Source organism: Mesorhizobium sp. M0174 (assembly GCF_040322275.1).
Lineage (GTDB): Bacteria > Pseudomonadota > Alphaproteobacteria > Rhizobiales > Rhizobiaceae > Mesorhizobium.
This window is the reverse complement of the sequence record NZ_JAMYTB010000003.1, coordinates 569,407-589,174: the sequence shown is the minus strand read 5'-3', so window position 1 is coordinate 589,174 and position 19,768 is coordinate 569,407. Positions and strand designations below refer to the sequence as shown.

Sequence of the window (19,768 nt, the reverse complement as noted above, 5' to 3'; positions counted from 1 at the left end):
GCGTAATGCCGGCGTATGAAAGGCAGATGTCGGGAGGAACCGCGCAACGGCGCGCGCTTTCGCGCGCCCTGCTTTTCGCCTTGCTGTGCTCGGCGGTACTTATTGTCGAGACCGGAAATGCGGCAGCCTTCGAGATTTTCGGCATCAAGCTATGGGGATCGTCGAAGGACGAAGATGCCGACATCGTTGACCCGCTGCGTTATGCCGTGACGATCGAGACGCCCGACGCCGACAAGGATCTCGCCGAGAAGCTCGAAAACGCCTCGGCGCTGAAAGCCGACGAGGAACACCCGGTATCAGGTTCGCTGGGTCTTTTGGCCAAGGCGCGCAGCGACCGTGAGCAACTTGTCGCCGCGCTCTACGCGGACGCCCGCTACGAGGGGGTCGTCACCATCACTATTCAGGGCAAGCCGCTCGACGATCTGCCGCCCGATGCCGAGTTTTCCGGCCCGCAGCCGATTCCGGTGGTGATAAGCATAGCGGCCGGGCCGAAATTCACGCTTGGCAACATCAGACTGAAAGGCGATGCAGCGGGGCTGGCAAGTGCCGATTTCGGTCTGATCGCCGGCGGTGACGCCAGTTCGGGCGCCGTGCTCAAGGCCGAGGCGGCGATCGTGCGGGCACTCAAGCAAGAAGGCAGGCCGCTGGCCAAGGTGACGGGCCGCGAGATCGTCGCCGAGCACACCGGTTCGACGCTCGACGTGACGCTCACCGTCGCGGCCGGCCCGGTCGCCGGCTATGGCGACACCACTGTCGAGGGTACCGAAAAGGTCGACCGCGACTTCACCGAATATATGACCGGTCTGAAGCGTGGCCGCCAGTATTCGCCCGATGAGATCGACGATGCACGCGACCGGCTGCTCGGCCTCGAGGTCTTCAACAGCGTGACGGTGAAGGAAGCCGACGCCCTCGACGCCGAGGGCAATGTCCCGATCGGTGTCCAGGTCAGCGAACGCAAGCCGCGCTATTTCGGCATTGGCGGCAGCTTCTCAAACACCGAAGGGCTGGGCCTCGAAGGCTATTGGGGGCATCGCAATCTGTTTGGCCGCGCCGAAAAGCTGCGCATCGACGGCAAGATCAGCGGCATCGGCAGCAACGACTTGACCCAGCTCAATTACAATGCCGGCGTCATGTTCGAAAAGCCGGGCGTGGTCGGGCCGGCGTCGAAATTCATTGCCAGCGTCAATGCTGTGCTGGAGCACCCCGACGCCTATGACCATTTCTCGGTCAAGGGCAGTACCGGCCTATCCTACGAACTCGACAAGAAGCAGACGGTTTCCGCGCAAGTCGCGCTGGATTATTCGAGGATCCACGACGCTTTCGGCAAGCACACCTATCTGATCGCCAGCATTCCACTGCAATATGTCTACGACAATCGCGACAGCAAGCTCAATCCGACCCGGGGCTTCAGGGTGCTGGCCTATGCCGAGCCGAGCTACGACATTTTGAGCGGGGCTGCCTTCGTCAAGCTGAAGGGCGAGGGGTCGGCCTACCAGTCGCTCGATTCGGCCTCGAAATTCGTTTTCGCCGAACGTGTCGCCATCGGCTCTATCATCGGCGCCAGTCTTCAAGATGTTCCGGCAGATCGCCGCTTCTACTCAGGCGGCGGCGGTTCGGTGCGCGGCTATGCTTATCAAGGCATCGGCCCGAAGGACAGCAATGGAGAGCCGATCGGAGGGCTTTCCTTCTTCGAGACCTCGGTCGAGATGCGCATCGCCGTCACCGACAAGATCGGCGTTGTGCCGTTCGTCGATGCCGGCACGGTGTCGACGAGGCAGGTTCCCGATTTTTCGGACATGAAGGTCGGCGCGGGTGTAGGCTTGCGCTATCTGACGGCGTTCGGGCCGCTCCGCATCGACGCGGCAGTGCCGCTCAACCGCGGCCCCGACGATCCTCATTTCGGCATTTATGCCGGCATCGGCCAGGCATTCTGATGGCAATATTCAGGCGCATCCTTCGTATCCTTTTCTACACGCTGCTCATCGTCGTGGCAGCGGCGGTGGGGGCGCTCGTCGTGCTGACCAAGACCGAGCGCGGCCGCGAAAACCTTGCCGGCATCATCTCGACCATGGCCTCGACCAGTGATCGCAAGGTCACTGTCGTCGGCATCGACGGTATCTGGTCGGGCGCGCTGAGGGTCGATCATGTCGTTCTGGAGGATCGCGAAGGCGCCTGGATGGTGGCGCGCAAGGTGGCCGTCGACTGGTCGCCGCTGGCACTCCTGTCGAAGAGCTTCAGCGCCGATCGCATTGGGGCCGAGCGTATCGAGTTGGCAAGGCTGCCGATGGCCAATACACAGCCGCGCCAAAGCGGGGCGACCACGCTGCCGGTTTCCATCGATGTCAAGCAGCTCGACCTTCCCGAAATCGCACTCGGGCAGGCTCTGGCCGGCAGCGGTGTTGCCGAGCTCGCAGCCAAGGGAGCGCTCAAGGCGGATGCCTCGCCGTTGGCTATCGAGACCAATCTCAACATCGTTCGCCATGACGGCAAGCAAGGCACGGTCGACGCCAAAGCCCAATTCGCGCCGGCCGACAACAAGCTCGACCTCGACTTGAGGGCATCCGAGCCGGCCGGCGGCATCATCGCCAACCTGCTCAAGCTGCCGGGCGCGCCGCCGGTCGAGATTGTCGTTTCCGGCACCGGACCGCTCGCCAACTGGAATGGCATCGGGACCTTTGTCGTCGATCGCCGGATCGTCACCCAGCTTACCGGTCGTCATCAGCTCACGAACAAGGGTCATTATGTCGAGGCCAAGGGTGACGGCGAGTTCGAGCGCTTCCTGCCCGAAAATCTGAAGCCGCTGTTTGCCGGCAAGACCAGCTTCGACCTCGCCGGCACAGCGACCGCGGCCGGCGGCGTCGACGTGGAGCGCGCCAATATCGACAGCGATGCCGTGCACGCGACGGCCGCCGGCACTGTCGATCCGAACGGTGCCAGCGATCTTTCCGTTAAGCTCGCCGCAAAGGGGCCGCCGATCGTGCTTAGTCTCGGCAGCGAGGCGCAGCCGATAACCGTGGCGATCAAGGACGCCACGGCCCGCGCTTTCGGCGATGGCAAGGCGCCGATGGTCGATATCGGCGCGTCGCTGGTCTCGGTGGTGGCGGGCGGCACGCGGGTGGACGACCTGATCGGGCAAGTGCATTCGGATGGTTTCGACATCCAGAACCGTAGCGGGCCTGTCACCATCAAGCTGACGGCGGCCGGCCTGAACACCGACGTTGCGACGTTGGCGCCGCTGATAACGGGCAGGGTCAGCGCCGGTCTCGCCGGCTCCGTCAGCAAGGACCAGGTCGTCGTCGACCAAGGCACGCTGCGCAGCGACGCGCTCAATGCGTCCGTAACGGCCACCGTGGTGCTGGCCGATCTGTCGATGACGCTCAAGATGAATGCCGACGCGGCTTCGACGGCGCTGCCGCCGCAGATCAGTTCGGTTCTCGGCCAGCGCGTGCAGTTTTCCGCAACCGCGACCCGCGACCCGGACGGTGCGTTTGCCGCCAATGCACTGCAGCTCACCTCCGGCACGCTCAACGCCAGCGGCACCGCCAGCGCGCAGGGCACCGATATCCGAGCCGATATCAAAGGAACGCTCGGCGACGTGTCGGTGCTGTCGCCGCTGGTTGGCGCGAAGGTCGGCGGCGCAGTCGATTTCGCGCTGACCGCAAGCGGTGCGCGCACCGCGCCGGACTTCTCGGTTTCGGCCAGCAGCGACAGCCTGACGGCGTCCGGCCATGCGGTGAAGCAGATCAAGCTGAGCGCGCGCGGCAAGGCCGATATCGCCAGTCCCGCCGCCGATGTCTCGCTGACCGGCTCGGTCGACGACCAGCCGCTCGACCTCAAGGCATCGCTGGTCACGACCGACGGAAAGCGCTCCATCAATGGACTTGCCGTCTCGCTGGCCGACAACAAGGTCTCCGGCGACCTCGGGCTCGACGACAACCTGCTGCCGCTCGGCACGTTGGCCCTCGATGCCGCCGATATTGCCCCGCTGGCCAGACTTGCCGGCCAAACGCTAGCCGGCGACGTGCGTGGCACGATCCGCTTCGCCAACGACAATGGAGCACCGACGGTCGCGATCGATGCGACGAGCACCGCGATTTCGCGCGGCGAACTGGCGGCCAAGACAATCGCCGTCAACGCGCTGGTCGCCAATTATCTCAAAGCCCCGGCGATCGCCGGCAAAGTCAAGGCCGACATGATCACTTCCGGAACCACGGTGATCAGCGGCATCGATGTCGACCTGAAGCGCAACGGCGACTGGACCGGCTTTAGCGGCGGCGCCACGGTCGCCGGCATTCCGGCCAGCGCGGCCGGGCGGGTCAGGATCGCGAACGGCATCACCAGCATCGAGCTTGCCTCGGGCGAGGCAATCATCCGCGGCATCAAGGCAGCGATCGCACAGCCGTCGGCGCTGACAATCGCCAATGGCATGGTGAGCATTGAGAACCTGGCGCTCGGTGTCGGCGGCGGTTCGGTTGCCGTGTCGGGTACGGCTGGCCAGACGCTCGATCTCGCTGCCACCTTGTCGGCGGTGCCGGCAGCGCTTGCCAATGATTTTTCACCGGGTCTCGATGCCGTGGGCGCGCTCAGCGGCACCGCGCAGGTCACGGGATCGTCGGCTGCCCCCGACGTCCGTTTCAACGCCCGGCTCAGCGGCGCCGAAACCAACCAGACCCGGCGGGCCGGGCTCGGGCCGCTCGATCTCGATGCGGCAGGCCGCTTCTCCTCGGTCAGCGGCCTGGCCATCGAGCAGGCGACGCTTGCCGGCGAGAAAATCTCCGGCAAGGCAGCCGGCACCATCAATCCGAACGGCGCCAGCGATTTCTCGCTCGACCTCGCCTCGACCGGTCCGAGCCTGCCGCTGTCGTTCGGCAGCAAGGCAAGTCCGATCAAGCTCGAGCTGCAGGCGATATCGCTAAAGGCGGCCGGGCAGGGCACGCAGCCGAAGCTCGACATCTCCGCGACGCTGCCATCGGCCGCCACCAATCTGGCTAAGGTCGAGGGCATCACGCTGGCGCTGCACTCCGATCGCTTCGACGTGAAAGCCCGGAGCGGGCCGATCTCCGGCACCGTGACCGCTGAAAAAATCGGCATCGACAATCCGACAGTCGCACCGCTGATCGCCGGCAAGGTCACTGCCAAACTCGCCGGCAGCCTTGCCGCCGACGCTGTCATCATCGATAGCGGCACAGTGACCAGCGACGCGTTGAACAGCGGCTTCAACGGGCGGGTCTCGCTGGCCGACGGCGCCATCGATCTAAATCTCAAGGCGGATGCCGCGTCGGCGGCGCTGCCGGCGGCGGTACGTGGCGTGCTCGCCGCGCGAACACAACTCAGTGCCGCGCTGAAGCGAGACGCCAACGGCAATGTCACCGCCAACGCCGTCAGGCTGTCGTCCGGTTCGCTAACGGCAGACGGGCAGGCGAGCCTTGCCGCCAACAAGCTCAGCGCCGACGTCAAAGGCGCGCTGGGCGACGTCTCGCTGGTATCCAAGGACGCCAAAGGCGCCATCTCTTTCGCGCTGAATGCGCAAGGCGCCAGCACTGGGCCGGATCTGTCCCTGACTGTCAACAGCGACAGGCTTTCGGTCGCGGCGCGCGAGATCACTGGCCTGAAGCTCACTGCCACCGGCAAGGCTGATGCCGCCAACCCGGCTGCGAATGTGCAACTCACCGGAAACGTCGCGGGTCAACCGCTGCAGGGCAGCGCCGTGCTGGCGACATCGGACGGCAAACGCGCCATCAATGGGCTTTTGCTGTCGCTGGGCAAGAACCGTATTTCCGGCGACCTGGCGCTCGACGATGCCTTCGTCCCGGTCGGCACGGTAGCGCTCGACCTGCCCGATATCGGTCCGCTTGCTGCCCTGGCACTGGAAAAGGCCGACGGCGATGTGCGCGGCACGATCGCCTTCTCCAAGGCGGGCGCCGTGCCGCAGGTCGCCGTCAAGGCGATGACGGGCTCGATCTCGCGCGGCGATGTCTCGGCCAAGGCCGTGAGCATCGATGCGCTGATCGCCAACTATCTGGCGGCACCGGTGATCTCGGGCAAAATCCGTGCCGACAGCGTGACCTCCGGCGGCACGGTTATCCGTGGCGTCGACGTCGATCTCAAGCGCGACGGCGAATGGACCGGTTTTTCCGGTGGCGCCACCGTCAAGGATATTCCGCTGAAAGCCGGTGGGCGGGTCAAGGCGGTCAACGGCACGACGACGGTCGAACTTGCCTCCGGCGAGGCGACCATCCGCGGCATCAAGGCGGCTATCGCCCAGGCCTCGACCATCAACATCGCCAATGGAGTGCCCAGCCTCGACAGGCTGGTGCTCAACCTCGGCGGCGGCACGGCGACGGTCACGGGCAAAGCTGGGCAGGCGCTCGACCTCAACGCGACGCTGGCCCGCGTCCCGATCTCGATAGCCAACAGTTTTTCGCCGGGCCTCGATGCCGCCGGTTCCATCTCGGGCACGGTGAAGGTGACGGGTGCGCCGGCCAATCCGGCCGTTGCTTTCAAGATCGATGCAGCAGGCGTTCAGACGTCGCAGACCCGTGGTGCAGGCTTCGGCGCCATGGGCGTTTTATCCTCAGGTACGTATTCGGGCAACAGACTGACCTTCGACGCCAACATGAGCGATGCCGCCGGCCTCGGTCTCAAGGGCGGCGGCACGATGACGACATCAGGCGCGCCCACCCTTGATCTCAACTTTTCCGGCAAGGTGCCGTTCGCATTCCTCACCAGGACACTCGCCGCGCAAGGCTTGTCCCTGAGCGGCACGGCCGACGTCGATATACAGGTACGCGGCCCGGCGACGTCGCCGGTGATCTCAGGCACGGTCCGCACGTCAGGCGCCCGCCTGCTCGACGCGCGTTCGGGGCTTGCGATCAACGACATCACTGCCGATGTCGCCGTCGGTGGCGGCGTGGCAAGGATCAATCGACTGACCGGCACGCTGTCGACGCGCGGCAGCCTTTCGGCCAGCGGCACCGTCGGCATCGATCCGGCTAAGGGTTTTCCGGCCGATCTGTCGATCAAGCTTGTCGACGGCCGCTATACCGACGGCAAGGTAGTCACCGCCAATCTTGGCGGCGACCTGACCGTTAAGGGGCCGCTCACCTCCGCGCCGATGATTTCCGGTACCGTCAACCTGGCCAAGACCGTCATCACCGTACCCGAAAAACTGCCCGGCTCGCTGGCCGAGCTCAACGTCAAGCACAAGAATGCGCCGGCCGCCGTGCGTGCGCAGGACAAGGCGTTGCACCCGGCCGCTGCAAGCAGCGGTGGCGGCGGCAGCGGCCTCATTCTCGACGTCACGGTCAATGCGCCGAGCCAGATCTTCATCCAGGGCAGGGGCGTCGACGCCGAACTCGGCGGGTCGTTGCGGCTGACCGGCCCGGCATCGTCACCCCAGGCGGTCGGCACCTTCACCTTGCGGCGCGGTCGGCTGACGATCCTTGCCAAGCGGCTGACCTTCACCGAAGGCACGGTCGGCTTTTCCGGCTCTCTGGTGCCCTACCTCAATCTCACGGCGCAATCGAAGACGACCAGCGCCACCGTGACCATCGTGGTGTCGGGCGAGGCGACCAACCCGAAATTCACCTTCTCCTCGGTACCGGCGCTGCCGGAGGACGAGGTGCTGGCGCAGCTGATCTTCGGCCGTTCGATGTCGAACCTGTCGCCGCTGCAGATCGCTCAGCTTGCCGAGGCTGCCGGACAACTGGCCGGCATCGGCGGCTCGACCTCCCTGCTGCAGAACCTGCGCAGCGCGATCGGCGTCGACGACCTCGACGTGATCACCGACGAAGAGGGCGGCACCGCCGTCTCGGCGGGCAAGTATCTCAACGACCGCACCTACGTGACGATCCAGAAGGGCGACAGGCCGGGCTCGGGCAAGGCAACCGTCGATCTCGACGTTGGGCGCGGCGTCAAGCTGCGTGGTGAGGCAACCGACGCCGGCGAAGCCAAAGGCGGTGTTTTCTACGAACGGGAATATTGAAACCGGCCGTTCGCGCAGAACAGCTGGTTGCCCGATGAACGAGCGGCGCAGCAGCAAATGTCCCGGTTTAATTGCCCGTGGAGATTTCGGGCGAAATCCCTGGCGCACTAGCAAATTTGCGCCAAGACTGTCGTTAACGCGCGAACCGGCCTGCTTCCAAAGTTGCACATTCCTTGGCATGTTCCCAATCCGTGCCGTCTTTGACATCATGGCGCGGATGCGGAATGTTAAAAGGCAGAAAGCCAACAATGGGAGTTAGTCATGACGATCTACAAGAGTAACGGCGACCGCGTTCCCGATCACATCCTGGCCATGGCCGAAGACGCCAAGGCAGGCAAGATGGATCGTCGCGAATTTCTGGCTCTCGCCAGCGTCTTCGGAGCCTCGACGGCGATGGCCTATGGCATGCTTGGCCTTGCAGACCCGACGCCGGCCAAAGCGGAAGAGGTCCAGGGCAAGAAAGGCGGCGTGTTGAAGGTCGCGCAATGGATCAAGGATCCGAAGGATCCGCGCAAGGCCGACTGGTCGGAAATCGCCAATGCCGAGCGCCAGGCGCTCGAGCCGCTGGTCAAATATACCACCGAATACACATTCCGCCCCTATCTGCTGGAGAGCTGGGACGTGAATGACGACGCTACCGAATACACGCTGCATGTGCGCAAAGGCGTCACCTGGAACAACGGCGATCCGTTCACCGCAGACGACGTCATCTTCAACCTCAAGCGTTGGGCCGACAAGAAGGCCGAAGGCAATTCCATGCCGGGTCGCCTCGGTTCGCTGGTCAAGGACGACAAACTGGATGAGAGCGCGGTGACCAAGGTCGACGACCACACGATCAAGCTGACGCTCAGCAAGCCGGATATCGCCCTCATTCCCAACGTGTGCGACTATCCCGGCCTCATCGTCCACAAGACGTTCGATGAAAAAGGCGGCGACTTCAAGTCCTGCCCGATCGGCACTGGGCCGTTCGAGCTGGTCTCCTACGATGTCGGCCAGAAAGTGGTCTACAAGCGCCGCGAAGATAACAAATGGTGGGATGGTGAGGTCTTCCTCGACGGCATCGAGTTCGTCGACTACGGCACCGATCCGGCGGCCATGGTCAGCGCCTTCGAAGCAGGCGAGGTACACACCAATTTCGAGACGTCGGCCGACTATGTGTCGATCCTCGACGGCATGGACCTGGTGAAGTCGGAGATCGTCACCGCCTCGACGATCGTCTGCCGCACCAATGTGACCAACAAGCCTTATGGCGACCAGAAGGTTCGCAACGCCCTGCAGCTCGCGGTCGACAACAATGTCGTCCTCCAGCTCGGCTACGGCAATGCCGGCACGGTTGCCGAAAACCACCATGTCGCCCCGATCCATCCGGAATACTACGAACTGCCGAAGATTGCTCGCGACCCGGCAAAGGCGAAGGCGCTGATGGCGGAAGCCGGCCAGGCCGATTTCGAGCACGAGCTGATCACGGTCGACGAGGACTGGCACAAGAATACAGGCGATGCGATCGCCGCGCAGATGCGCGACGCCGGCATCAAGGTGAAGCGTACCGTGCTGCCGGGTTCGACCTTCTGGAACGACTGGACGAAGTATCCGCTGTCGATGACCAACTGGAACATGCGGCCGCTCGGCGTCCAGGTTCTGGCGATCGGCTATCGCACAGGTGAAGCCTGGAACGAGACGGCCTGGTCGAATCCGGAGTGGGATGCCAAGCTCAATGCTGCGCTCGCAGTCGCCGACGCCGCCAAGCGCAAGGAAATGATGAAGGACATCGAGCAGATCCTGCAGGATTCCGGCATTATCATCCAGCCTTATTGGCGCAAGCTCTACAGCCATTCGGTCAAGGCGGTGCAGAACTACAAGATGCACCCGACCTTCGAGCGCGACTATGGCAAGGTCTGGCTCGAGCAGGCCTGACCGGACGATCCGGAAAGGGGCGTCTCGCCCCTTTCCGTCGCTCTTTGCATGATCCATGGACCGGAAGTCGGCGCAGCAAAAAGTTGCGGACTCTTCGGCCGGGGTCTGCAATAAAAAGGGTATTGCATCTGGGACTGGTCTGAAGGCTTGTTCTGCCGTGGCGGCAGGGCGGCTTGCAAACCGGTTCCAACCCCCAACCCGACCGGCAGGGGACCGCCATGCTTTCTTTCGTTATCAGGCGTCTCGGCACCATGGCATTGACGATGCTGTGCCTGACGATGATCGTCTTCTTCCTGGTCAATCTCGGGCCCAATCTGAAGAAGCTGGCGATCAGCCAGACCGAAATGCACACATCCGCCGAGCAGCTTGAGGCCTGGCTGGTCAACCATGGCTATCGGCAGAATTTCTTTGTCCGCTACGGCCAATGGCTGGGCATCATGCCAAAGCAGCCGGTGACCGACCCGGCGACCGGCAAGCCCGCACAGCGTTTCTCCTTCTGCAACGATCCGGTCGTGCCGACATTCTCCGGCATCCTGCAAGGCGATTTCGGTTGCTCGACGAAGTTCAAGACGACGGTCGCTTCGAAACTCTTCCCGGCGCTCAGCGCCACCGGCATCCTGATGCTCTGCGTGCTGGCCGTGATGGTGCCGGTCTCGCTTTTGATCGGCATTCTCGCCGGCATGCGCGAGGGCTCACGCACCGACCGTACATTGTCGGTGGCTTCGATCGCCTCGACGGCGACGCCCGAATACGTTTCGGGCGTCATCTTCACCGTGATCTTCGCCTCCTGGCTCGGCGTGCTGAACGGTTCGGCGGCCTCGGCCAGCCAGGGCATCACCTTCTACAATTTCACCTTGCCGGTAATGACGCTGGCGATCTACGGCATCGGCTACATCGCCCGCATGACCCGCGCCTCGATGGTGGAGGTGATGACACAGCAATATATCCGAACCGCCCGGCTGAAGGGCCTCTCCTTCGGCAGCGTGGTGATAAAGCACGCTCTGCGCAATGCGCTGATCGCACCGTTCACGGTCATCATGCTGCAGTTTCCCTGGCTGCTCACCGGTGTCGTTATCGTCGAGGTGATGTTCCGCTACCAGGGTTTCGGCTACACGCTGGTCGAGGCTGCCGGCAACAACGACATCGATCTTCTGCTCGGCTGTTCACTGGTCTCGGTGTTTATCGTCCTGATCACACAGCTCATCTCCGATGTCGGCTACGCGTTCCTCAATCCGCGCATCAGAGTTCAATAGGAGACCGGGCGGATGCAGGTCGAATATCTCAGCGCCCTCAACGTCGTACTCGGCGTGCTTGCCCGCTTCTGGCCGGTCTGGATCGCTCTCGCCCTGGTGATGGGAGCGAGCTTCGGCTACAAGAAGAAACTAGGCCTTTACGGCCAGCTTTTCGACAGCGGCGTCGGCATCGTCGGCGTTGGCATCTGCCTGTTCTGGCTGTTTACGGCGATCTTCGCGTCGACCATCTCGCCCTTCGATCCGCTTGCCCAGGTGCCGATCATGAAGGACGCGCTGCCGGGCGCGATCGAGCCGGCGTCGAAACTTATATACTATTTCGGCGGCGACAAGCTCGCCCGCGACGTGTTCTCCCGCATGGTCTATGGCAGCCAGATCGTGCTGATCATCGCGCCGGCGGCGACCGGTTTTGCGCTGATGGTCGGTATTACGCTCGGCCTGCCGGCCGGCTATTATGGCGGCAGGATCGATACGGTGCTGTCCTTCCTCGCAAACCTTGTGCTGGCCTTCCCGGTGATCCTGCTGTTCTACCTGCTGGTGACGCCGGGCATCATGGACACGCCGATCCCCTACGCGATGGCAGGGCTGTTCTTCCTGTTTCCGATCATCTTCTTCAGTGTGTTGTTCTGGACGCGCTACAAGAACCGTCCCGACCGCCTCTATATCCTGCTTGGCCTGACGTTGGTGCTTGGCGGCTGGATCTATGCCGGCCTTGTCTTCGATGCCGATCCGTTCAAAATCATCCACATCGATCCCAACCAGCTCAACATCTTCGTGGCGGTGGTGTTCGCCTCCAGCCCGGGCGTGTTCCGCATCGTGCGCGGCCTGGTCATGGACATCAAAACGCGCGACTATGTTGCGGCGGCTCAAACGCGCGGTGAATCGCCCTGGTACATCATGCTGTGGGAGATATTGCCCAATGCGCGCGGGCCGCTGATCGTCGACGCCTGCCTGCGCATCGGCTACACTACGATCCTGCTCGGCACGCTCGGCTATTTCGGGCTGGGACTAGCGCCGGAAAGCCCGGACTGGGGCACGGCGATCAAGGATGCAAGCCGGCTGCTGCGCTCCTTCATCCACCCGGCGCTGCCGCCGACGATCGCGTTGATGTCGTTCGTGCTCGGCCTCAACCTCCTGGCGGATTCGCTGCGCGAACAGTCTATGAAAGATTGATGCCGGGAAAGATTGATGCCGGGAAAGATTGACGCTGGGAAGACCGATGCCGGGTTCGGCCCGACGTGCCTGAAGAACAAGGATTGGAGCGACCCATGAATGAGGCAGTTCGAAATCCCGCCAAGCCGACCAATGGCCCGACCAATGGGCCGATCATCGAGATCGAGAACCTGTCGATCTCCTTCTTCACCCGCAAGGGCGAGATCCCGGCGGTCATGGATTTTTCCTGCACGGTCATGCCCGGCGAGGCAATGGGCATTGTCGGCGAATCCGGTTGCGGCAAGTCGACCGTGTCGCTCGGCATCATGCGCGACCTCTCCAACATCGGAAAGATCGTCGGCGGAAAGATCAAGTTCCAGGGCAAGGACATGGGAGAACTGTCCGACGAGGAACTGCGCGCCATCCGCGGCAACAAGATCGCGATGATCTACCAGGAGCCGATGGCCAGTCTGAACCCGGCAATGAAGGTCGGCCAGCAGCTGATGGAAGTGCCACTGATCCACGACAAGGTGTCGAAGGACGAAGCTTATAAACGCGCCTTGGAAATGGTGCGCGCGGTGAAGCTGCCGGATCCCGAACGCATGATGCGTTCCTATCCGCACCAGCTTTCGGGCGGCCAGCAGCAGCGCATCGTCATTGCCATGGCGCTGCTGTCGAAGCCGGCGCTGCTCCTGCTCGACGAGCCGACGACAGCGCTCGACGTGACGGTGGAAGCCGGCATCGTCGACCTGGTCAAGGGGCTGGGCGAGAAGTTCGGCACCTCGATGATCTTCGTATCGCACAATCTCGGGCTGATCCTGGAGACCTGCGACCGCATTACGGTGATGTATTCGGGCGAAGCGGTGGAGACCGGCAAGATCAAGGACGTCTTCGACCGGATGCGCCATCCCTACACGCAAGGCCTGTTCCGCTCGATCCCGCTGCCCGGCGCCGACAAGAATTCGCGGCCGCTGATCTCGATCCCGGGGCAGTTGCCGCTGCCGCACGAGCGGCCGAAGGGCTGCAATTTCGGCCCGCGCTGCCACCATTTCGTCGAGGGCGTCTGCAACGCCGCCGAAATTCCGATGATCGCGGTCGAAGGCCATGACGGGCATTTCTCGCGCTGTGTGCGCTTCAACGAGATCGACTGGGAGGCGCTGCCACCCGGCGCCAAGAAGGTCAACGAGCGGGTGGTGCCCGGTGCGCCGGTGCTCCAGATCGAAGACCTCCGGAAGTACTACAAGGTCGGCGGCAGCGAAGTGTTCGGCTCGAGCGAGGGCCGTGTCGTCAAGGCCAATGAGACGATCTCGTTCATGGCGCGCGAATCCGAGACCGTCGCTATCGTCGGCGAATCCGGCTGCGGAAAATCGACCCTGGCCAAGGTGCTGCTCGGCCTCGAAACGGCAAGCTCCGGCCGCGTCAAGCTCGGCAATAAGGAGATCCAGTCGACCGGGATCGAGAAGCGCAGCGTCGACACGGTGTCATCGATCCAGATGGTGTTCCAAAATCCGTTCGACACGCTCAATCCCAGCCATTCGGTCGGTTCGCAGATCATCCGTACGCTGGAAAAGTTCAATGTCGGCGACACGGTGGCCGACCGCCGCAAGCGGATGCTGGAATTGCTCGACCTGGTGAAGCTGCCGAGGGCGTTCGAGTCGCGCAAGCCGCGCCAGCTTTCAGGCGGCCAGAAACAGCGCATCGGCGTTGCGCGTGCCTTTGCCGGCGACGCCAAGGTGGTGGTGGCCGACGAGCCGGTCTCGGCACTGGATGTGTCGGTCCAGGCCGCGGTGACCGAGCTCTTGATGGACATCCAGCGCAAGAACAGGACGACGATGCTGTTCATCAGCCACGATCTGTCGGTGGTGCGCTACATCGCCGACCGCGTCGTCGTCATGTATCTCGGCTATATCGTTGAGCAAGGCACGACCGACCAGATATTCGCGCCGCCCTATCACCCCTATACCGAGGCATTGCTGTCGGCGATCCCGATCGCCGACACAAGCGTGGTCAAGAAGCACATCGTGCTGGAGGGCGACATCCCTTCGGCGATGAACCCGCCGTCCGGCTGTCCGTTCCAGACGCGCTGCGGCTACAAGACACTGGTGCCGGACAACCTTTGCGAAACCACGGTGCCGCCAGTCAAAAATCTCGGCGACGGCCATATGAGCTTGTGCTGGCTGTCCGACGACGTGCTGGCGAAAATGGAGCCGGTGATCAAATTCGACAAGGAGCACGCCGCGAATGAGGGCGTGCCGGATGATGCAAACCACGGTGTTGGCCCGGGCTTTGCCGGAGATCCGCCCAAGCGCCCGCATGGCAAGACTGGCAGCGTTGAAGCCGATGCCGAGGGCCAGGCAGTGGAGAATGCCGAAGCGGTCGCCAAAGCCCGCCGTCACGAGGTTCGCGACGAGGTTTCAGAGACCGGCACCTCAAGCTCTGCCGACAGCCCGGTGGCACCAATCATGCCGCCGACTGTCGGCGACGGCCGCCAGGCCGAGGACGCCACGCGCAAGCCGCGCAAACCCAAGGGCGGCTGAGAGCCGTTAATAGGCTAGGGCGCGCATTGCCGTAGCTGCGCGGCGTAGTCCTGCGCCATCTGTTCGGTGGCATGCGCATAGCGCTGCACGTCGGCGTCGCCGCGATTGCCGCGCTTATAGGCATTCCAGCCGAGATAGTAGGCGAGATACAGATTGTAGGTGTCGTTGCGGGCGACGCCGAGGGTCTCGGCGGTCTTGGAATGGTACCAGCCGACGAAATCGACGGCATCGGCAAAGCGGGTGCGGCGCGCCGCCCAGCTGCCGGTCTCGTTCTGGTATTGCGCCCAGGTGCCGTCGAGCGCCTGCGAGAAGCCGGTGGCGCTGGAGATATGTTTCCAGGGAATGAAGCCCAGCAGCTTGGTGCGCGGCGGCCTGGCGTTGCTCTTGAAGCCGGACTCCTTGCGCACCGTCGCCATCAGCACGGGAACCGGCACACCGTATTTCTGCTCGGCGCGTTGTGCCGCCGCCTGCCAATTGTCGAACCAGCCGTCATTCTGGTCGAAAACGGCGCAGACATCGTTGATGTGGTTCGGCGGCGTCGCGCAGGCCGAAAGCGTCAGCGGCACGGCAATCGCTACAATTTTACTAAAACTCGACCTACGCATCGGAAGAGCATTAGGCCGAAAACATAAAAGGAATCTTGCGGCGTTTCTTAACGCTCGCCATCTCTGCCGGCCAGCGGATCAATTGTCGATATTTCGACCTGTTTCGTCGCTTTCATAGTGGATGACTGCCAAGAATGCCGCCTTGGCTAAAATCACGCCCGCAAATGGCGGATTTCTGACAGCTCGATCCTCGTGCCGGCGCTTTGATGCGCCGCATGATCGAACCAAGACGCAAGCGCGGCGCCGAGCGAACCAGCAACAGGGGACCGACCGCCATCCCGCAACTGCCGCTCAGGCGGGTGACAAACCCTTATCCGCCGATGGCGATGCTCTCGGCCGACCAGATCGAGGCGATCCACCAGGCGTCGATGCATATCTTGGAGAATTTCGGCATCGAGGTGATGAGCCCGCGGGCGCTGTCGCTGTTCGAGAAGGCCGGGGCCAAGGTCGATCATGCCACGATGAACGTCCGCATCGATCGCGGCATGGTCGAGGAAGCGCTGAAGACGACACAGTCCAGCTATATGCTTACGCCGCGCAATCCCGCCCATGCCGTCCACCTCGGCGGCAACACCATCAACTTCACCCTCGTCGCCGGGCCGCCGAATGTGCACGACATGGAGCGCGGCCGCCGTGCCGGCAATTTGCGCGATTATTCCGACCTCGTCCGGCTGGCGCAGCATTTCAACTGCATCCACATGCTAGGCAACCAGGTCTGCGCGCCGGTAGAACTGCCGGCGAATTCCCGTCATCTCGACACCTATTTCGCCAATCTGACACTGACCGACAAAAGCTTTCACGTCTCGGCCATCGGCCGCGGCAGGGCGCTCGACGGCATCGAGATGATGGCAATCGCGCGCGGACTGACGCTTGACGAGATGCGCGACGATCCCGGCGTCACCACCATCATCTCGGTCAATTCGCCGCGCCGCTTCGACGAGATGATGGCCGAGGGGCTGATGACCATGGCCGAGTTCGGCCAGTCGGTCGCGGTAACACCGTTCACACTGATGGGGGCGATGAGCCCGGTGACGCTTGCCGGCGCGCTCGCCCAGCAGAATGCCGAGGCGCTGTTCGGCGTGGTGCTGACGCAGCTCGTCCGCCCCGGCGCGCCGGTGATGTATGGCGCCTTCACCTCCAATGTCGATATGAAATCGGGAGCGCCGGCGTTCGGCACGCCTGAAAACACCAAGGCGAATATCGCGTCCGGACAGTTGGCGCGGCGTTACAACCTGCCTTATCGCACAACGCCGGGCTCGGCTTCCAATGCCGCCGACGCGCAAGGCGCCTATGAGACGCTGATGGCGCTGTGGGGCGCGGTGCTCGGCCATGGCAACCTCGTCTACCATGCCGCCGGCTGGCAAGAGGGCGGACTGACAGCGTCGTTCGAAAAGTTCATCATCGATGTCGAGATGATCCAGCACATGATGGAGTTTTTGCGCCCGATCGAGGTCAACGAGGCCGAGCTTGCTGTCGAGGCTCTGGGTGCGGTTCCGACCGGCGGCCACTTCTTCGGCGAGCCGCACACGCTGGAGCGCTACGCCACAGCCTTCTACCAGCCGATGCTGTCCAACTGGCAAAATTTCGAGGCCTGGCAGGAGGCTGGCGGGCTCGATGCCACGGCGCGGGCGACGCGGCTGTGGAAGAAGGCGCTGGAGGACTATGTCGAGCCGGTGATGGAAATCTCCAGGCGCGAAGCGCTGGAGGCATACGTGGCCAAGCGCAAGGAAGCGATCGGGCAAAGCGAGCCGTGATGATCGAAGGCTCGCGCTCGTGGGGCTCCTCCCCGAATTCATCGTTCCCATCCAACTCGTTGACGTCAGAGAGAATCCCATGAAATCGCATGCAAAGGTCGTGGTTATCGGCGGTGGCGTTGTCGGGTGCTCCGTGCTGTTCCATCTGGCCCGTCACGGCTGGACCGACATCGTGCTCCTGGAGCGCAATGAATTGACCTCCGGCTCGACCTGGCACGCCGCCGGCGGCATGCACACCATCAATGGCGATCCCAATGTCGCCAAGCTGCAGAAATACACAATCTCGCTCTACAAGGAGATCGAGGAACTGTCCGGCCAGGCGACCGGCGTGCATCTGACTGGCGGCGTCTTGCTGGCGGCGACCGAGGCGCGCCTCGACTGGCTGCGCGGCGTCGTCGCCAAGGGCCGCTATCTCGGCATCGAGCTCGAGGAGATATCGCCTGATGAGGCGGCCGAGCTGATGCCGTTGCTCGACCCCAAGCAGTTCGTCGGCGCCGTTCGCAACAAGGAGGACGGTCATCTCGACCCCTCCGGCGTCACCCACGCCTACGCCAAGGCCGCGAGGAAGCTTGGTGCCGAGGTCGAGCGTTTCACCAAGGTCGAGGACATCGTGCGGCGCGCCGACGGGTTGTGGCGTGTCATCACCAACAAGGGTGAGGTGGTGGCCGAGCATGTCGTCAACGCCGGCGGCCTGTGGGCGCGTGAGGTCGGCCGCATGGTCGGGCTGGAGCTGCCGGTGCTGGCGATGGAGCACATGTACCTGATCACCGAGGACATGCCGGAAGTCGCCGCCTGGAACCAGAAGACTGGTACGGAGATCATCCATGCAGTCGATTTCGACGGCGAGCTGTATCTGCGCCAGGAGCGCGGCGGCATGCTGATGGGCACTTACGAAAAGGCCAACAAGCCATGGTCCGAGTTCCAGACGCCATGGAGTTTCGGCCACGAACTGCTCGAACCCGACATCGACCGCATCGCACCGTCGCTGGAGGTCGGGTTCCGGCATTTCCCGGCGTTCCAGAACACCGGCATCAAGCAGATCATCAACGGACCCTTCACCTTTGCGCCGGACGGCAATCCGCTGGTCGGGCCGGTGCGCGGCCTGCCGGGGTTCTGGGTGGCCTGTGGTGTCATGGCGGGGTTCTCGCAGGGCGGCGGCGTCGGGCTGGCGCTGTCGAACTGGATGATCGAAGGCGATCCCGGCGCGGATATCTGGGCGATGGACGTTTCGCGCTACGGCGACTGGGCCACAATGGCCTACACCAACGCCAAGGTGCGCGAAAACTATTCGCGGCGGTTTTCGATCCGCTTCCCAAACGAGGAATTACCGGCCGGCCGGCCGCTCAAGACGACACCGGTCTACGATCTGTTGTCGGCGAAGGGCTCGCAATGGGGGGTCGCCTATGGGCTGGAGGTGCCGCTGTGGTACGCGCCCGAAGGGGTCAAGGACGAATTCTCCTGGCGCCGCTCGAGTGATTTCGAGCATGTCGCGAAAGAAGTGGAGACGGTTCGGCAAGGCGTTGGTCTGTCGGAAATCTCGTCATTCGCCAAATACAGGGTAACCGGCGAGGGCGCTGCGGCCTGGCTCGACCGCTTGCTTGCCTGCAAGCTGCCGAAATCCGGCCGCATGACGCTGGCGCCGATGCTGAAGGAAGACGGCAGGCTGATCGGCGATTTCACGCTGGCCAATCTCGGCAATTCTAAAAGTGACGATTGGTTCCTGGCAGGCTCCGGCGTCGCCGAGCAGTACCATATGCGCTGGTTCGAAGCGCATCTGCCGGAGGACGGCTCTGTCAGCATCGAGGCGCTGGGAGCAAAACTCACCGGCTTATCGATCGCCGGGCCGAGCGCGCGGAAGCTTCTTGAAAAGGTCACACGATCTGACGTGTCGAATACGGCCTTTCCATTCATGGCCATCAGCAGGATGGATATCGGCATGGCGCCGTGCCTGGTCGGGCGCGTCAGCTACACCGGCGACCTCGGCTACGAAATCTGGGTGGCGCCGGAATATCAGCGTGCCGCCTATCAGGCGCTGATGGCGGCGGGCGAGGAATTCGGCATCGGCCTGTTCGGCTCGCGCGCGCTCAATGCGCTGCGGCTCGAGAAGAATTACGGCTCATGGGCGCGCGAATACCGGCCGATCTATGGGCCGCTGGAGGCCGGCCTCGACCGCTTCGTCGCCTACGGCAAGCAGGCCGATTTCATCGGCAAGCAGGCGGCGCTGGCCGAGCGCAAGCAAGGCGGCAGACTGCGGCTGCGGGCCTTTGTCGTCGATGCTGCCGATGCCGACGTCATCGGCGACGAGCCAATCTGGTATGGCGGCGCCGTGCGCGGCTGGGTCACGTCCGGCGGCTACGCACATCATTCCAAAAAATCTGTCGCCATCGGTTATGTGCCGAAAGAGATCGCCGACGAGGCCTACGGTTTCGAGATTGAGCTTCTGGGCAAACGCCACGCCGCGCGCATGCAGCCGACCCCGCTGTTCGACGCGAATTTCGAACGGATGAGAGGGTGAGGAACCGGTTCGCACAGCGAATTCGCCGTGCCGGTGGCACGGCGAAAGGTTCCGAAC

Annotated in this window: 9 protein-coding genes; 8 read left to right on the top strand and 1 reads right to left on the bottom strand. The window is 63.3% G+C overall.

Features of this window, described 5'->3' with window-relative positions:
- Positions 1-5 precede the first annotated feature (5 nt).
- The 6 genes from NKJ13_RS09385 to NKJ13_RS09360 all read left to right on the top strand — a co-directional run bounded on the left by NKJ13_RS09385 (position 6) and on the right by NKJ13_RS09360 (position 14,837).
- Entirely contained in the window at positions 6-1,934 is a 1,929-nt protein-coding gene (locus NKJ13_RS09385) for an autotransporter assembly complex protein TamA (RefSeq protein WP_352505542.1), read from the top strand.
- Positions 1,934-7,984, top strand: a complete 6,051-nt coding sequence (locus NKJ13_RS09380) for a translocation/assembly module TamB domain-containing protein (protein WP_352777679.1) — start codon at positions 1,934-1,936, stop codon at positions 7,982-7,984. Before NKJ13_RS09385 ends, NKJ13_RS09380 begins: the two co-directional genes overlap by 1 nt.
- Positions 7,985-8,245: 261 nt before the next feature.
- Positions 8,246-9,898 (top strand): ABC transporter substrate-binding protein, encoded by a 1,653-nt coding sequence (locus NKJ13_RS09375; protein WP_352505544.1) that lies wholly within the window; start codon positions 8,246-8,248, stop codon positions 9,896-9,898.
- Positions 9,899-10,116: 218 nt separating this feature from the next.
- Entirely contained in the window at positions 10,117-11,151 is a 1,035-nt protein-coding gene (locus tag NKJ13_RS09370; protein WP_352475426.1) for an ABC transporter permease, read from the top strand.
- Between the two features lie 12 nt (positions 11,152-11,163).
- Positions 11,164-12,321, top strand: coding sequence for an ABC transporter permease (locus NKJ13_RS09365; protein ID WP_352475425.1), 1,158 nt, complete (start codon positions 11,164-11,166; stop codon positions 12,319-12,321).
- Between the two features lie 95 nt (positions 12,322-12,416).
- Positions 12,417-14,837 carry a dipeptide ABC transporter ATP-binding protein gene (locus NKJ13_RS09360; RefSeq protein ID WP_352740672.1) on the top strand — a complete coding sequence of 807 codons (2,421 nt, stop codon included), beginning with the start codon at positions 12,417-12,419 and terminating at the stop codon, positions 14,835-14,837.
- Positions 14,838-14,851: 14 nt separating this feature from the next.
- Here the strand turns inward: NKJ13_RS09360 and NKJ13_RS09355 are convergent, their stop codons facing one another.
- Entirely contained in the window at positions 14,852-15,442 is a 591-nt protein-coding gene (locus tag NKJ13_RS09355; RefSeq protein ID WP_352740674.1) for a transglycosylase SLT domain-containing protein, read from the bottom strand.
- Between the two features lie 215 nt (positions 15,443-15,657).
- Here NKJ13_RS09355 and NKJ13_RS09350 point away from each other — a divergent pair, with 215 nt between their 5' ends.
- On the top strand, positions 15,658-17,196 hold the full coding sequence (locus NKJ13_RS09350) for a trimethylamine methyltransferase family protein (RefSeq protein WP_352703411.1): 1,539 nt from the start codon (positions 15,658-15,660) through the stop codon (positions 17,194-17,196).
- A 79-nt stretch (positions 17,197-17,275) separates the two neighbouring features.
- Complete coding sequence (locus NKJ13_RS09345; protein WP_352703413.1) at positions 17,276-19,711, top strand: GcvT family protein; 2,436 nt, start codon at positions 17,276-17,278, stop codon at positions 19,709-19,711.
- Positions 19,712-19,768 lie beyond the last annotated feature (57 nt).

Excerpts from the sequence above, each read along its gene's own strand:
- NKJ13_RS09365 (WP_352475425.1), top strand. The coding sequence starts at position 11,164 with ATGCAGGTCGAATATCTCAGCGCCCTCAACGTCGTACTCGGCGTGCTT.
- NKJ13_RS09345 (WP_352703413.1), top strand. The coding sequence starts at position 17,276 with ATGAAATCGCATGCAAAGGTCGTGGTTATCGGCGGTGGCGTTGTCGGG.
- NKJ13_RS09370 (WP_352475426.1), top strand. The coding sequence starts at position 10,117 with ATGCTTTCTTTCGTTATCAGGCGTCTCGGCACCATGGCATTGACGATG.
- NKJ13_RS09380 (WP_352777679.1), top strand. The coding sequence starts at position 1,934 with ATGGCAATATTCAGGCGCATCCTTCGTATCCTTTTCTACACGCTGCTC.
- NKJ13_RS09350 (WP_352703411.1), top strand. The coding sequence starts at position 15,658 with ATGATCGAACCAAGACGCAAGCGCGGCGCCGAGCGAACCAGCAACAGG.
- NKJ13_RS09375 (WP_352505544.1), top strand. The coding sequence starts at position 8,246 with ATGACGATCTACAAGAGTAACGGCGACCGCGTTCCCGATCACATCCTG.
- NKJ13_RS09385 (WP_352505542.1), top strand. The coding sequence starts at position 6 with ATGCCGGCGTATGAAAGGCAGATGTCGGGAGGAACCGCGCAACGGCGC.
- NKJ13_RS09355 (WP_352740674.1), bottom strand. The coding sequence starts at position 15,442 with ATGCGTAGGTCGAGTTTTAGTAAAATTGTAGCGATTGCCGTGCCGCTG.
- NKJ13_RS09360 (WP_352740672.1), top strand. The coding sequence starts at position 12,417 with ATGAATGAGGCAGTTCGAAATCCCGCCAAGCCGACCAATGGCCCGACC.